The organism is Leisingera sp. JC11 (genome assembly GCF_040704725.1).
Lineage (GTDB): Bacteria > Pseudomonadota > Alphaproteobacteria > Rhodobacterales > Rhodobacteraceae > Leisingera.
On record NZ_JBFCVS010000033.1, the window covers coordinates 1 to 15,017 of the forward strand.

General features: G+C 57.4%; 15 protein-coding genes. 6 read left to right on the forward strand and 9 right to left on the reverse strand.

Features of this window, described 5'->3' with window-relative positions:
• The 5 genes from AB1A62_RS20865 to AB1A62_RS20885 all read right to left on the reverse strand — a co-directional run.
• On the reverse strand, positions 1–232 hold a 232-nt coding region (locus AB1A62_RS20865), incomplete at its 3' end, for a hypothetical protein (RefSeq protein WP_366663389.1).
• Positions 233–718: 486 nt separating this feature from the next.
• On the reverse strand, positions 719–1,672 hold the full coding sequence (locus AB1A62_RS20870; RefSeq protein ID WP_366663390.1) for a BMP family protein: 954 nt from the start codon (positions 1,670–1,672) through the stop codon (positions 719–721).
• An 89-nt stretch (positions 1,673–1,761) separates the two neighbouring features.
• The gene (locus AB1A62_RS20875) at positions 1,762–2,694 is read right to left on the reverse strand and encodes an ABC transporter permease (protein WP_366663391.1); all 933 of its coding nucleotides are present in this window, start codon (positions 2,692–2,694) and stop codon (positions 1,762–1,764) included.
• Positions 2,695–2,697: 3 nt separating this feature from the next.
• Positions 2,698–3,783: an ABC transporter permease gene (locus AB1A62_RS20880; RefSeq protein ID WP_366663392.1), complete on the reverse strand. Its 1,086-nt coding sequence runs from the start codon at positions 3,781–3,783 to the stop codon at positions 2,698–2,700.
• A complete protein-coding gene (locus tag AB1A62_RS20885; protein ID WP_366663393.1) occupies positions 3,783–5,309 on the reverse strand; it encodes an ABC transporter ATP-binding protein in 1,527 nt (508 codons plus the stop codon). Before AB1A62_RS20885 ends, AB1A62_RS20880 begins: the two co-directional genes overlap by 1 nt.
• 163 nt (positions 5,310–5,472) lie before the next feature.
• Here AB1A62_RS20885 and gcvA point away from each other — a divergent pair, with 163 nt between their 5' ends.
• The 6 genes from gcvA to AB1A62_RS20915 all read left to right on the forward strand — a co-directional run bounded on the left by gcvA (position 5,473) and on the right by AB1A62_RS20915 (position 11,607).
• On the forward strand, positions 5,473–6,399 hold the full coding sequence (gcvA, locus tag AB1A62_RS20890; protein WP_366663394.1) for a transcriptional regulator GcvA: 927 nt from the start codon (positions 5,473–5,475) through the stop codon (positions 6,397–6,399).
• Between the two features lie 97 nt (positions 6,400–6,496).
• Positions 6,497–7,180: an urea carboxylase-associated family protein gene (locus AB1A62_RS20895; protein WP_366663395.1), complete on the forward strand. Its 684-nt coding sequence runs from the start codon at positions 6,497–6,499 to the stop codon at positions 7,178–7,180.
• Complete coding sequence (locus AB1A62_RS20900) at positions 7,170–8,678, forward strand: amidohydrolase family protein (RefSeq protein ID WP_366663396.1); 1,509 nt, start codon at positions 7,170–7,172, stop codon at positions 8,676–8,678. Before AB1A62_RS20895 ends, AB1A62_RS20900 begins: the two co-directional genes overlap by 11 nt.
• A gap of 18 nt (positions 8,679–8,696) precedes the next feature.
• Positions 8,697–9,584, forward strand: a complete 888-nt coding sequence (locus AB1A62_RS20905) for a polysaccharide deacetylase (protein ID WP_366663397.1) — start codon at positions 8,697–8,699, stop codon at positions 9,582–9,584.
• Complete coding sequence (locus tag AB1A62_RS20910; RefSeq protein WP_366663398.1) at positions 9,581–10,852, forward strand: amidase family protein; 1,272 nt, start codon at positions 9,581–9,583, stop codon at positions 10,850–10,852. The genes AB1A62_RS20905 and AB1A62_RS20910 overlap by 4 nt, the downstream gene beginning before the upstream one ends.
• A gap of 95 nt (positions 10,853–10,947) precedes the next feature.
• A complete protein-coding gene (locus tag AB1A62_RS20915) occupies positions 10,948–11,607 on the forward strand; it encodes an NAD(P)H-dependent oxidoreductase (protein WP_366663399.1) in 660 nt (219 codons plus the stop codon).
• Between the two features lie 388 nt (positions 11,608–11,995).
• Here the strand turns inward: AB1A62_RS20915 and AB1A62_RS20920 are convergent, their stop codons facing one another.
• The 4 genes from AB1A62_RS20920 to AB1A62_RS20935 form a co-directional block, all read right to left on the reverse strand.
• Complete coding sequence (locus AB1A62_RS20920; protein WP_366663400.1) at positions 11,996–13,063, reverse strand: relaxase/mobilization nuclease domain-containing protein; 1,068 nt, start codon at positions 13,061–13,063, stop codon at positions 11,996–11,998.
• A gap of 236 nt (positions 13,064–13,299) precedes the next feature.
• The gene (locus AB1A62_RS20925) at positions 13,300–13,863 is read right to left on the reverse strand and encodes a hypothetical protein (protein ID WP_366663401.1); all 564 of its coding nucleotides are present in this window, start codon (positions 13,861–13,863) and stop codon (positions 13,300–13,302) included.
• Between the two features lie 343 nt (positions 13,864–14,206).
• The gene (locus AB1A62_RS20930; protein WP_366663402.1) at positions 14,207–14,647 is read right to left on the reverse strand and encodes a hypothetical protein; all 441 of its coding nucleotides are present in this window, start codon (positions 14,645–14,647) and stop codon (positions 14,207–14,209) included.
• Positions 14,648–14,674: 27 nt separating this feature from the next.
• Positions 14,675–14,920 (reverse strand): hypothetical protein, encoded by a 246-nt coding sequence (locus tag AB1A62_RS20935; protein ID WP_366663403.1) that lies wholly within the window; start codon positions 14,918–14,920, stop codon positions 14,675–14,677.
• Positions 14,921–15,017 lie beyond the last annotated feature (97 nt).

The following is a 15,017-nucleotide window of genomic DNA, read 5'->3' on the forward strand; positions in this document are numbered from 1 at the left end:
GCGCCGTGGACGGCCGCCAAAGACAAGGAATGGAGCCGCTGATCACTGACGCCGGCTGATCACCGGGACCAAGCAAGTGGGGAATTTTACTTCGGCACTTTTGGGGAAAGTTCAAACGGCGTTGACAGCAATGGCTGCAAGAGCAAATGGCAGCTCCATCTAGCTCCTCGATGATCGCATCCGGTTGCGGCGAAAGGATGGTTTGAATTTCGCCCTTCAGATTGGCTTTCAATGGCCGCCCTGGCGACATCGGCTGCAACGCAGCAATGAGTGTGCCGCACCAGCGAAGAAATGCTGCGCTAGCAAAATCCCAGAAGGGCAACAGCGGCAAGGTCCGCGCCGCGTCGGTTCATGTTCGGCGCAGCCAAGGGCGGATCATCTTGGACCAGCCGTTCGCTCGTGACGCGGCGAACTCATCCTTCGAGCCCAGTTTGACCGATGCTGCAATGTGCATGGATGTCTGGTCACAGATTTTGCAAGGATGGTGTTCATTGAGCGTTTGCATGGTTGGATCTTAGGCAGTCCTGGATTTATTCATTGGAGGGTATTGTCCAACTGAAAACCAGCAATAGAAAGCCTAGTGACTCCGGCGAAATCGGGGGTAACACAGTCCCACGCGGTACAAGCGAAAGGCTTCAATCATTGACTTCTCTAGCTATAAAAAAAGCCCCCAGACTTGGGGGCGAGAGTAAAAGGAGGAGCGATTATTAGGGATGCATTATTGTGGATTTACAACCCAAGTGCCGGACTTCATGGCGTCGATCAGTTTGTTGACTTCATCCACAACGTCCACCGGGATATCTGGGTGGAACGACCCGATCCGCATGGCCAGTTCATTGCCCATATCCGCCCGGTAGAGTGCACCTTCCAGTTTTCCAGCAGCTGCCAGTTCCAGGTAGGACCGCATGTTGCCCCGGACATCCAGAATAGCGGACTGCAGGATTTCCGGCCATTCGTTGATCGCATCACGATAAATGCCGATGCCATAGACGCCTTTTTCCTGAACGGCCTGCATGGAGCCCAGCGTCGCACTGTCCATTGTCGGCCAGACGACATCGGCGCCTTGGGAAATTTGGTTCAAGGCAGCTTCTTTGCCCTTGGCGATGTCATCCCAGTCGCCGGTCCAGGTAACCAGAACTCTGACGTCAGGGTTGGCCGCTTTGGCGCCCGCTTCATAGCCAGCAACCGTGTCGTTCGTGAACTTGAACTGCTGCGCCGCGATGATGCCGATGGTGCCTGTGTCTGACATGGAGCCTGCAACGTAGCCCATCAGATAAGCGATTTGGCTGAAATAGAAATCCGCGTTGGCAATGTTGTCTTTGGTGCCCAGTCCGTTGTTCACCATGAACATGGTTTCCGGGAAGCGGGCTGCGACACGTTCCACTGCGTCTTGGAATTCTCCACCGTGACCGATCACAAGGTCATATCCCCGGCGTGCGTAGTCGCTCAGAACTTCGATTTGTTCCGGCTGATGCACGCTTTCGGAAAAGGCGGCTTCAAAGCCGAGCGCTTCACCTGCCTTGGTGAGACCTTCGAATCCGGCTTGGTTCCAGCCATTGTCAGAAATCGATCCGGGCATAACGATCGCGGCGCGTTCGATCCCGTCAGCGGCCGCAGGCCCTGCCAACATCAGTGCCGCAAGCCCCGCCAATAGTTTGGATTTCAATTGCATTGCTGTTCTCCCTTATTGGATATGTGTTGTCAGGGTGACGGGAGGATCGTGACGTGAAAAACGATGGTTTCTCACGTCACGGCTGAGATTTATCGATGCTCCCGGTCGTAGGGCAGTCCGACGCTTGCAGGTGCGCTGGCCTTGGCGCCAAGGACCACGAGTGCGATGAGCGATGCGAGGTAAGGCAAGATCAGGAAGAGCTGATAGGGAATCTCTGGCGAGGTGAATTGCAGTTTGAACTGCACCGCATCACAGAAGCCGAAGAAAAGCGCCGCGCAGATCGCGCCAATGGGCGACCAACGTCCCAAGATGATTGCCGCAAGCGCAATGAAGCCTTTGCCCGCGCTCATGCCCTCCGCAAACACATAGACTTGCGACAAGACCAGATGCACCCCGGCCAGCGCCGCGAGGGCTCCGCTGACTGCAATTGCGAGATATTGCATGCGAAAGACAGGAACCCCGGCCAAGTCCGCAGCCTTCGGGTTTTCGCCAACGGCGCGCAGGTCCAGACCCTTGTGGGATTTCATCAGCCAGAACCAGGCTGCTATTGCCAATCCGATCAATAGGTAGAACAGCGGATCCTGGGAAAACAGGGACGGGCCAACGACGGGAAGATCTGACAAGAAGGGAATATCGATCTGCGAGAACCCGTTTACCCGCGCCCCTCCGGCCTGAGCCCCGAATATCTGACGGGACAGAAAAGCTGTGAGACCGGCCAGCAGCAGGTTGAGCGCGATACCGCCAACCAGCTGGTTGATGCGCAGCCGGATCGACATATACCCAAGCAGCAGGCCAGAGATCAGGCCGCAAATGATCCCGCATCCGAGCCCGATCACGGCGGAGCCCGTTGCGAAAGAACCAGCAGCAGCGCCAAGCGCTCCGGCTAGGATCTGACCTTCGAGGCCGATGTTGTACAGCCCGCCACGTTCCGCAATCACCCCGCCAAGGGCAGCAAAAGCAATTGGCGTACCCAATCGGGCGGTTCCGGCAAGGACGTCGCCCAGCAAAACAAGATCAATCATAGCCTATGCCTCTTTCTTTTGGCGTTGTGTTTGGCGGCGCAACCGCAGGTTTTTTGCCAGGGGTTTCAGAATGGATTTTGACCTGGTTCGCGGTGTCACGAGGGCGGCGGCGACAAGAACCACGACGAGCCCCTCGACCACTTCGATGACGGAACTGTCGACCCCGACGGCACGTTGCATCGTTCCCGCGCCGGCAGAGAGCCCGGCAAGGAACAGCGCGGTCAAAGGCGCGACAATTGGGTTAAGAGCCGCAAGGAAGGCGACGACAATTCCGTCATAGCCGTAGCCATCGCTAAACAGGTGGAACAAGCGGTACTTCAACCCGATCACCTCGATTGCGCCGGCCATGCCTGCAAGGCCGCCGCCAATCAACATGGCGCGGATGACGGTCTTTTTCTGGTCCACACCGGCATAGGCCGCAGCGCGCGCATTGCGCCCCACAAGGTCCAGCTGGAAACCCGATGGCGTGAAGCGCAGCCAGAAATACAAGATGACCGCCATGGCCAGCCCGAATACAAAGCCCACATGGGTATCAGATCGCGGCATCAGAATAGGCAGGCGATAGGCTTCTGAGACTTCCTCGGAATAAGGATATGGCGCGCCTTCGGCCAATAGCGGCCCGGCCACGGCGTAGCTGACGATGTGGATCGCAATGAAGTTCATCAGCAGCGTGACAATGACCTCATTCGTGCCCCGATAGACTTTGAGATACGCAGGAATTGCCGCCCAGAACGCCCCGCCGCCGGCGGCGGCGATAAATATAAGCGGCACGCCCAATAGACCGGGCAGATCGGGGATCGCCAAAGCGAAGACGGCGCCGAACAACCCGCCAATATAGATCTGCCCCTCGCCACCGATGTTGAACACACCGGCGCGCATCGGAATGATCACGGCCAGCCCGGCCAGAAGTATCGGCGAGGCTTTGACCAAAGTATTGGAGAAACCCCAGTAATTCAGGAAAGATTCCAGAAACAGAACCTTATAGGCCTCAAACGGGTTGTGCCCGTCCAGCAGGATCAGAACGCCGCCAACGCTCAGCGCTAAAAGCAAAGCAATCGCAATCCGGCGTTGCATGGTGAATCTGTTCATTATTCCTCCTCCGGTGCTGCGGTCATCAAGAGCCCGATGTCTTGAAGAGTTGTGTTTTCTGGATCGACAACACCCGTGATCCGGCCAAAGGCCATCACGGCAACGCGGTCAGAGATGTCGAGCACATGTTCAAGTTCAGTGGAGATATAGAGAACCCCCACGCCGCTTTGGGCGACGGCACGGATCTGGTTCTGAACAAATTCCGTTGCGCCGACATCAAGCCCTTTAGTCGGCTGTACGACGACCAAGAGATTGCGCGCCCGGGCCACTTCACGGGCCAGAACGATTTTTTGTTGATTGCCACCGGATAAAGCCGAGGCGTTCAATTTCGGGTCAGGGGGCCTAATGTCAAAGGCCGCGACCACGTCGCTTGCGATCTCGTGCATCGCGCGCCGGGAAATCAGACCGCCAGACATGAACCTGTCTTCACCAATGGATCGAAAGGCCATATTTTCTTCGACACTGAGCGACAGGACCAAGCCCTCGGCATGGCGGTCCTCGGGCACGAAGCCTATGCCATCTGCAATGCGCGAAGCGATGGAGGCGCTTGATATCTCCGTGCCATTAAGGTGGATGGCGCCGCTGGTTTGCCTTTTGAGGCCGGTGATCACCTCGCTCAACTCCGTCTGGCCATTGCCGTCGATCCCGGCGATTCCAAGGATTTCGCCAGCCTTCACGGAGAGGGTCACATCTTGCAGGATTTCCGCGCCGCCTGGATCGGTCAGGCAGACATCAGAGACAACCAGAGCGTCCGGTGCTGGGCTGGTGTCGTTGCGCGCCTTTTTGGCCTTGGGCGTCTCGACCGTTTCGCCGGTCGGCTTTTCTCCCATCATAAGCGCTGACATATGGGCCATGGGCGTGGTCGCAACCGGAAGAACTCCCTCGACACGCCCATGGCGCATTATCATGACGCGATCGGCAATTTCGCGAATTTCATCGAGCTTGTGGCTGATGAAAAAGACAAGGCAGCCGTTGGCGACCAGCTTGCGCACCCCTTTGAGAAACGGCGCGACTTCGGTCGGGGCAAGAACGCTGGTGGGTTCATCCAGGATCAGGATCGATACATCGCGAAACAGCGCCTTAAGGATTTCCACCCTTTGTTTCATGCCCACAGGCATTTCCGTGACGCGGATGTCGAAATCGACGTTAAAGTCAAAGTCGCTGCAAAGCTGCCGAATGCGCGCCCGCGCTTCGGCACTCCTCTTTGTGCTGGGCAAGCCGATCAGAATGTTCTCTTCGGCGGTCATCGCGCCGACTAGGCTGAAATGCTGGTGGATCATGCCGATCCCATGCTCAATAGCTCTTGCTGGGCTGGTTACCGAAACAGGTGTTCCGCCCAGTTTGATTTCGCCGTTATCGGGCTGATACAGACCGATCAGAACGCTTGCGAACGTGGTTTTCCCCGCCCCGTTCTCGCCCAAAATCGCAATGCACTCGCCCTTCGAGGCCAGCAGATTGACGTTGTGCAATGCACGAACGGCGCCAAACGACTTGCCGATGCCGGTGACTTTCAAAAATGGATCCAAGACAACCTCCCAACTTTCACGCAAATTCAAGAGAGAATGCCCTATCTTCTCAAATTAGATGTTTTCACCTCACAGCTGAGAATTTCGCCCACATGTGAACTGGCAATCGGGTTAGAGTAGAGCGACGAAATAGCATCGCATCAGGAGAGCAAGGCCGCGCGTCATGGCGAAGATTCCGTCATTGAAAAGCATTCAGGCCTTCGAAGCGGCCTGCCGGCATCTGAGTTTCAAGGATGCCGCCGATGAATTATGCGTTACTCCGACTGCCATTTCCCATCAGATCAAATCGCTGGAGGATCAACTTGGGGTGCCCCTGTTCCACCGGCTGACCCGCGCCTTGAAACTGACGGAGGATGGAGCCAATTACGCGCCCCACATCATTGAGGCCTTCAAGAACATCGAAGCCGCCTCTCTCGCGCTGGAGGAAGACGACCTTGCGGGCACATTGACAATCTCAACAACCGGGTCTTTTGCCGCCAATTGGCTTAGCCCGCGGCTGCGAGGCTTTTACGAGAAATACCCAGAGATTTCGGTAAGGGTTCTGTCAAGCGACCAGCTGGTGGATTTCAAATCCAGCGATGTGGATGTTGCCATTCGGTATGGCTTTGGCGATTATCCTGACAGCAATGTGGCTTGGGTTTTGAATGACTGGGTGGCCCCTGTCTGCAGCGTGGAAAAGGCGAAGTCACTGAGTTCCCCCGAAGATCTTCTGAAGTCTCGTCTCATCGAATACCAATGGAGCGGGTTTTCCGATGCGGATCCGAGTTGGGAGCGCTGGATGGACGCGGCTGGCTTGCAGACTGGTGATGTCGAGCCCTATGTCACCTATTCCGAGGAACACATCTGCTTGCTGACGGCAAGCGATGGTCATGGTGTGGCCCTGGTCAGCCTTTTGGCCGCCGCGCGTTTTCTGGAACGCAATATGCTGGTCGCTCCCTTTGACACGGCATTGAAGAACAAGAGCTATTTTCTCGTCTGCCCGGAAACTTACGCCAATCGTGCACGCGTTCGTGTGTTCCGGGAATGGCTATTGGACCAAGCAGATGAGTTTCGCGACAGCGCCGTAGGTCAAAGGTTTTTTGAAGATTAGCGCGTCCGCAACGATCTAATCCGTCGCTTGAATTTTTGTCATTTCTAAATTGCCGAGAAGCATGCGTTTCTGAACCCCTAATCAGGAGTTCTTGCGCATGCAAAGTTTTGACCCTTCCCAACCCGATGGTTTCAATCAAACACTGGACAGCACGGTCTCTGCCGACGGCGTCCCGGTCATTGCAGAACGGTATACAGTGCCAGCACGTTGCGGTGTCGCGGTGCGTTTGACAGCCGGGCAGACTTTGACCATCACCAATCCGACCGGCTGGCAAGTCTGCGATTTCTGGGCGTTCAATGCGGCAGAGCTGCATGAATATATGTCAATGCCGCATGTGCACACGGATCTTCTGTCTGTTTTCCCAAAGGTCGGCGACAGGTTGGTCAGCAATCTGCGCAATCCTCTTTTGACGCTGACCCAAGACACATCGCCGGGTGTTCATGACACAACGATCGCCGCTTGCGACGGCAACCGGTACAAGCAATTGGGCGTCACTGATTACCACGACAATTGCGCCGACAACTTGAGGCAGGCCTTGCTTGCTATCGGGAAAAAAGCACCGCATGTGCCAGCGCCCTTCAATCTGTGGATGAACGTCCCAGTTCACCCTGATGGCAGCCTTGCCTGGGCTGCGCCAGTATCAAAGCCGGGGGACAGCATGACCTTCAAAGCTGAGATGCCAGTCTACGCCGTGATGTCGGCCTGCCCGCAGGATATCACTCCTGTCAACGGGGACGAAGGCAAGCCGAGCGCGCTGGAATTTGTTGTTCATGACGGCTGATGGCGGCGACATATTTTCCGCCCGCTGGATCATCGAAGATGCCTTTCACAGTCACAACGACTACGCGCTTTATGTTCTAGACGGCAGAATAGCTGGCTTGGCACCTCTGGCCGAATTAAAGTCACGTTATCCCAGCGCAAGGGTGCATTCGGACACAAACACTGCGATCCTGCCCGGGTTTGTGAATGCGCATCACCATTGCTATGGGGTGAACCTGATCAACCAAGGGATACGGGATGACCTGTTAGAGCCTTGGATTTTCGCCTCCGCTGGCGCAGCTGACGTTGCGCCGCGCCTTGCCACCGAATACGCGGCAATGCGCTTGCTGAAGAATGGGGTAACGGCTGTTGTGGATGCCTGCACCGCAAGTCAGACAGCGGCCATTGCCGAAGCGAAGATAAGGGACAAAATCGCCGTATATAATGGGCTTGGCCTGTCCTGTGCCATCGCGCCGGGCGAGAGATGGCACAACCAGCTTGTGCATCCATACGGGCAAAGCCAGTCGTTTCTGACCACCTTGCCCGAGGTTCTGCGATGCAAACTGCAGCGCCAGCACGTTGCGCGCACACGTATTGATCCGGAATGCTTTGTGCGGTTTCTGTCCCGGATGCATGGCGAATACAGGGCTTCTGAATGCGCTGATGTGTGGTTTGGCCCCACGGCACCGCATTGGACGGGCCAAGAGACCCTGCGCGACATCGCCAGGGAGGTTCGCGAAAGCGGCCAGCGCATTCACACCCATGCCGAGGAGTCTCGACTGCAACACCTGTCGGCTACGGCCCGGAGTTTTCAGGGTGCCATCGCAGAATTGGGCAAAGCTGGCCTGCTCTCTGACGGCTTATCCTTGGCGCATATGGTCTGGGCGGACGAAAAAGATCTGGCGCGAGTGGCCGAGGCGCGCGCGCATATCGTGTGCAATCCCAGCTCCAATTTGCGGCTGCGGTCCGGCATTGCACCTGCGCCATTGATGAAGCGGATGGGAATTAACCTCGCTCTGGGGATGGATGGGACCAGCCTGGCAGGTGATGACGATATGTTCGCCGAAATGCGTTTGGCGCAAAGCCTTTATTGGTCAAGTGATCGGGTGAACCCTAGCCTGACCGCGAAGGATGTTTTCGACATGGCCACTATGGGTGGCGCGCGTTTGATGGGTATGGATCACAGCATCGGAAGCCTGTCCGCCGGCAAACGCGCCGACTTTGTGATCCTGCGCCTGGACCGTCTTGAAGGGCCCTGGTTGGACCCCGGCATTGATCCGGTTGAGCTGTTGGTCAGCTCGGCAAAATCCACGGATATCCAGAGCGTCTTCACCGGCGGACAACTGGCCGTTTCGCACGGCGAAGCTAAAAAGTGCGACGAAAAGAAAATTCTTCAAAACATCACCGACGGCATGCAGCGCGCCGCGGATCAAAGGCTGAGCACCAATGAATATGCCGCCGTCAAATCCGCATTGCAGCGCTGGTATGACGATTGGCTGACGAAAAACGCCCCGCAATAGTGACAGAGGAGCAAGACCATGCAGAAGAAAATTATCTGGCCGAACGGCGCGCGATGCGCCTGTGCGATCACCTTTGATATCGATGCGGACAGCCTGATCCATATCGCAAAGCCGGTCGACGGGCATGATCGCCTCTATCCGATCTCCATGGGGCGCTACGGGCCGACGGTTGCCATCCCTCGGATTCTGGAAACCTACAAACGTCTCGGGCTGAAACAGTCCTTCTTCGCCCCCGGATGGGTCGTGGAGCAATATCCAGATGCTATGCAAGCCATCCTGAAAGATGGTCATGAAATCGGCCATCATGGCTATTTGCACGAAGATCCAACAAACCATAGCGCGTCTGAACAAGCCTATTGGTTTGAACGCGCGCTGGAGTCGCATAAGCGGGTTCTGGGCAATGTGCCAAAAGGCTATCGCGCGCCGGTTTACAATGTGACGCAAGCCGTCATCGACTTGCTGAACAAGCATGAATTCGACTATGACAGTTCGCTGATGGCGGATGATGTGCCATATCTCATGCGATCCGGCGGGCGGACGTTGGTCGAACTTCCATCGCATTGGGGGACCGACGACTGGCCGCAATTCGCCCATTTTGAGGAGATTGGCTACATGATGCCCGTCGCCGGGCCACGCGCCGGGCTGACCCCATTTTGGGAGGAATTCGAAGCCCAATACGAAGAAGGTGGCTTCTGGATTGGCATCTGGCATCCCTTCCTGACCGGGCGTTTGGCGCGGTGGCGGCAGGTGGAAGACTGGTTGGAAACTATCTTGAACAGGGGTGACGTCTGGTTCGCCACTCTCGGAGAGATCGCGCAGCACGTGCGCACGCAATATGAGGCAGACTGGCAAAGCGTACGAGTAGAAGAGCTGCCCTATTATCAGGCTCCGGTCCTGACGACATGAATATCCTTCAACGGGCGCGCGACTTCCTGGCTTCGCTCGACGCGCAGCGCGAGGTATTCCTTGGCGTTGCGCCAGATAGACTGTTGCAGGATGCCCGATCCGCCGCCGCGCGGCAGGCCGCAGGGAAGCTGCTTGGCCCGTTGGACGGCCAGTTTCTTGCGGTGAAGGCCAATATCGACGTGCAAGCGCTCCGAAGCCATGCGGGGTCTTTGGCCATCGATCCTCAGCCAGCAGACAATGACGCCCCGATCGTGGCGAGGCTCCGTTCCGCGGGCGCGATCATTCTAGGCCATGTGAACATGTCGGAATTCGCCTTCTCCGGGCTCGGAGTCAATCCGCATTTCGGCACCCCTCTGAATGCGTTGGATAGCACAATGGTGCCTGGAGGGTCCTCGAGCGGATCGGCGTCAGCCGTTGCCTTGGGCTTGGCCGACATCGCCTTGGGCACAGATACCTCCGGCTCCGTGCGCATTCCGGCCGCCTGTCAGGGCCTGGTGGGGTTTCGCCCAACTATGGACCGCTATGAAAGCGCCGGGATTTTACCTCTGGCGCCTTCTCTGGATACGCCAGGCTCACTCGCTTTAAACGTCAGTCAGATTTGCGCTGTGGATCGCGTTTTGTCGGATTGCAAAGAAACCGGGCACGCCTGTCGTCAAATTCTGTGCCTGAGGAAGGATGCGTTGGCGGGATTTGCCCCGAAAATCAAGGCTATGTACGAACAGGCCCTGCAGCATTTGTCCGAGCATGGCATCGAATTGGAAAGGGTTGATATCCAAAGTTTCACTCGTGTCACGGAGATCTTCCAAACCTATGGAACGCTGGTGAGTGCCGAAGCCTTTCGTCTTCTGCCAAACCTGGTCGGAGACCAGCAGGCCAGACTGGACCCAAATGTGCAGGATCGCCTTGTTCAAGCGGCTTCAATCCTTGGCACAGATCTGCAGGCATTGCTGGAAATCCGGCGGGCCCTCATCCCGGAATTTGGCAGGGAACTGGCAGGGAAGATGCTGCTTTACCCGACATTGCCGTCGTACCCGCCGTCTGTTCAGGCCGTGACCCGCGATAAAGGGGTCTTTGCACGGGAAAACGCCCTTATCCTGTCGGTATCGATGAAAGCCGCTTTCCTCAATGCCCCAACAATTTCCATTCCATTTGGAGAACGGAGACCGGGGAGCAGCCTATCCTTGAGCGGCGGCGCAAACAGGGACGCGGATGTACTTGCGACGGCGTCTCATCTGGAGAAGATTTTTTCAGCGATTAGAGATGGGTGAGGTCAGTTCACTCTATTCAGAATTCTCTTCATTTGTACCTGCGGGTCACTGGCTTCACCTTTGAATGGTCCATTGCAAACTGACTAGGTGACAAGATGACCACAATCCTGAGAATTGACGCCAGCGTGCGCCGCACCGACAACCCTGTTGCGGCCTATAACTCCATTTCCCGCGCTTTGGCGGACAGTTTCGTGGAAGAATGGAAAACGGTTGATCCGGACGTCGAAATTATTCTGCGTGACGTTGGAATGACACCGCCGGATTTCATTTCCAACGATTGGATCGCGTCCGTCTTTACAGCAGAAGAGGAGCGCACTCCTGAACAGAGCGCTTTGGTCAGCTTGTCTGATACGCTGATTGACGAGCTCGACCGCTCCGACATCCTTCTGATTTCGACGCCCATGTACAACTACGGCATGCCCGCAGCCCTGAAGGCTTGGTTTGATCAGATCATCCGGATCAACAAGACATTTACGTTTGATTTGGCGCGCGGCGACTTCCCTCTGGAACCGATCATGTCCGGCAAAACACTGGTGCTGCTGACATCGGCTGGCGAATTCGGCTTTGAGGAGGGTGGAATTCGCAATGAATCGGGTCACCTTTCTGCGCATATCAGCACATTGCGCAAGTACCTGGGCGCAGAACGCATGTTCGAAGCTGCGGCCGAGTATCAGGAATTCGCCGATGAGCGTCACAAAGCTTCGGTCGCCTCAGCTCAGGCCCAGGCACGTCACATTGCGCGTGAGCTTGCCTAACCGTTAGCCAGTTTATGGAAAGTAGAACCTGATGAAATGAACAGGTTCTACAATTCCAACTGGTCCCAGCTCAAGGTGTGTGAGGCAGGTGGTTGTGTCCTGCGCCCTTACTTGAGTGGTTCAAGTCGCTAAAGACACGAAACGGCAGCGAATGTAATTGTAAACCTTCATTTCGGATTGGAAGACAGTTTAAACCAATTTCTTGAATCAACATCCCCGTATTCGAACTCCAGGTTCGAAAGCGGACTTTGCTATGCTGCGTTTTAACGGCAGATTTGTCCGGCATCTCGCCCATCAAACTTCCGGCATTGAAGGTCCGGTGTGTAAAAAGTGCTGAGCGTTAGATTTGGAAAGAGCTGGCAGCTGCCATCGTTGGGCCTAACAGTCCTCAGCCATCACAGCAGCTGCAAGCCATTTTCACTAATTTGGCTGGTCCGACCACACTCGTGCGTACATTGCCAGCCTCGCTCCGGCATAGCTTTACCTTACCGTTCACGCCCCTGCCCGGCCGTGAGCGGTCTTCGTTCCCACGCGCTGGCTCCGGGTATTGCCCCGTCCTGTGGGGTCCGGTTGTACCATTAGTGCGGCCATGCGACGGCGCCACCTCGAGTGACTTGGCGATCTCCGTCCGCTGAGTGACGACCTCCGTCAGCCGGGCGGTAAATCGCCCGGTCTCCTGTGCCTGGTCCCGGTCCGCGGGACCATCGGATTGTGCCAGTATCCGGGCGGCTCCCGTATAGGTCCGCATGACCCTATTCCGGCGATCGGCAATTGCCGCGTCCCAGGCATGGGTTGGAAGCACGCCGTTGTTGCGATCCAGATCCCGGCGCACCTCATTGCGCTTTTTCTCATCGATATAGGGTTTCCCGCCGCGCTGGCGGATCTTGTAAACCGGTGTGCTTTCGCCCCGACGGGTCTTGCCCCGGGCATGCCGCGGGGTGGATTCCGCCTCGATGCCGCGCTGGCGCAGTTTCTCTGCGAAGGTATCGTGCAAGTGCTGGAGGTCAGCTTTGCGCAAATTGAGTTTCTCGCCGTCATGCCCAACCGTGCGCGCCGTCAGGTGCACATGCGGATGCGGGGTGTCCGTGTGGAGCGCCATGGCGTAGTCATGGCGGCCGCCGAATTCCTGTTCCGCCAGAGCCCGCACCGCATCCCTTACACCGCTGGCATTTGTATTGCCCGGCATTGAAAAAAGAATGCTGGTGGTGATCCTTGTACGGTCCGACGCCATGCCTGCGGCCCGCGCATCGTCATGCTTCTCGATCCAGTCCCGGTATAGCCCTGAAATGGCCTGCTTGCCCGTCAGCACCTCGCCAGCGGACGTTTCCACCTCCAGCTTGCCGTTCCGGCTGATGTAGTTGATGTGCTCCGCAACGCGCCTCGCCTCGGTTCCCCGTGTGACCTTGATCGGGTTCCCGTGCTTGTCGGTCTTAGCTGGCTTGGTCACCTTCACCATGACCTCCGTCGCACCTTTGACCACCCGCGCCAAGCGCGCCTTGTCAGCCACAGAAATCGTCTGCCCGCCCCTTGCAGATAACGTCGCCCGCTCTGCTTGCACGCCCGGCTTGGACTACTGAGGGCTGCTGCGCCTTTCAGTCTCTGCAACAGGAAATCCGGAAGCCGCATTCCGAACTATGCGGCCCTTCCGGGGCGGCCTGCAGTCCTAAAACCCGTAGGTGTCCTTGAAGTCGCTCAATCCGCAAGCTCCTCTTCCTCAAGACCGAGCTGAAACGCCAGCTGCCCCCGGGCGAAGTCACGCACCTGCTGCCGAAGCTCCGCCACCTCACCGCGCAGCTGTGCCACTTCATTCCGGGCCAGGGCGTAGCTGTCCCCGGTGAAGACCCCGCGGTTCATCACATACGCGATCTGGTTCACGTTCGTGGCCAGACCGTGGATCTGCCGCAGCCCTGCCATGAACCGGCGGCGATCGCGGGCCGGCGGCTGAGGGGCCGCGCGAAGCCGGGCCGTCAGCAGATTGGCCGCCCAGGTCGAGGGAGTGACCCCGGAACGCGCGGCTTCCTCCGACAGTATGTCACGGGCCCCAGAGGCCAGGCGGACTGTGACCTTGCCCTCGCGGCGGGACCGCGAGGATGGCCGCTGAGGCTCCGCCGGACTCTCCTCTTGTCCCAGAACAATATCGATCAGCTGACCCAGAAAAGCCGAAACTGTTTGCTCGTTGGCCTCTGCAACGGCTGCAAGCTGGGCATGGCGGTCTGGCGGCAAATAGGCCATCGCGGCTTTCTTTTGTGTCGGCATTTCAATCTATGGTAATGTACTTGCTGGCGACACGCCTATCCTGCATTAGCTCTACAGGAAAGCAGACTTGTGGTCCCGGACCACAAATCCGCTGCACCCTCTGACTTAGGACAGGCTTTGCTTCACCACCCTTGAGGGCGGTGAGGTGCTTCGGACGGGGGGGCTTTGCCGGGTGCTTTCCCGGGCGAAATGTGGTCCGGGACCACATTTCCAAACCGAAAACGCGCCACCCTCCGGGCAGCGCGTTGTTCAATGCATAGATCGTCAGCAGCATTCACTTCGGGCGAACCCGCCCTGGCAAACGTACAGGCGGCCCGCTTCCTGGAAAGGCATGCCTGAGCTTCTACAGCGCAACCACCTCAATCAGTTCAAGCTCCAACAAAGGAACTTCCTCTACCCGGCGCCCGTTTTCAAAACTCACCAGAATGGCTTTTGGACTGGAGGCTATCTGGTCCGTCAGGAGGCGCCCGAGAGCACCGCCATGCTTGCAGATGATGGCAGCCCCCCTGCCCGTCTGATCCTTCTGCGCGCCAGGCCCGCTTTGCACCTCCGGCGCTTTTATGGTTCTGCCTGGGTCCACGGAGGCAGCCTGCCCGGTGGCCGTGTCGCCGCCTTCTTGCATTTCTGGGGTGTGCATTTGATCTCTGGACCCGCCTGCTGCGTCCTCCGCAGCACGGGAAACCTGGACTAAGCCCGCGGGATCTTGGGCCACTTTGGTACGCAATCTCGAGACAGTCACCCGCGAAACATCCGCGGCATCCGAAGTCTGCACGAATTCTTCCACATCTGCGGGGTTCTTCTTCCAAAGCGCTTATAGGTCGGTCAAGGCCCGGACCGGGACATCCTTTTCCGCCAGCTGCTGCAGCAGCTCAGGCATTCCAATGACTGCTGCAAACCGGGAAACTTCGCTTTCTCCCCACCCTAGCGCGCTGGCGATGTCGCCCCGGGACTTGCCCGCTTCGCGCATGGCTGACACGGCACTGGCGATTTCAAAAGTGGCGAGGCCATCGCGCTGCACATTCTCGGTGAGCTGCGCCATACGCAGCTCCTCGGTCATTTCCCGTTCAATGGCCGGGATCGAGATCAAGCCTGCCGGTTTCGCGGCGCAGTAGCGCCGCTCCCCAAGATGATCGGATGCCTGCCGTCGCCATTGA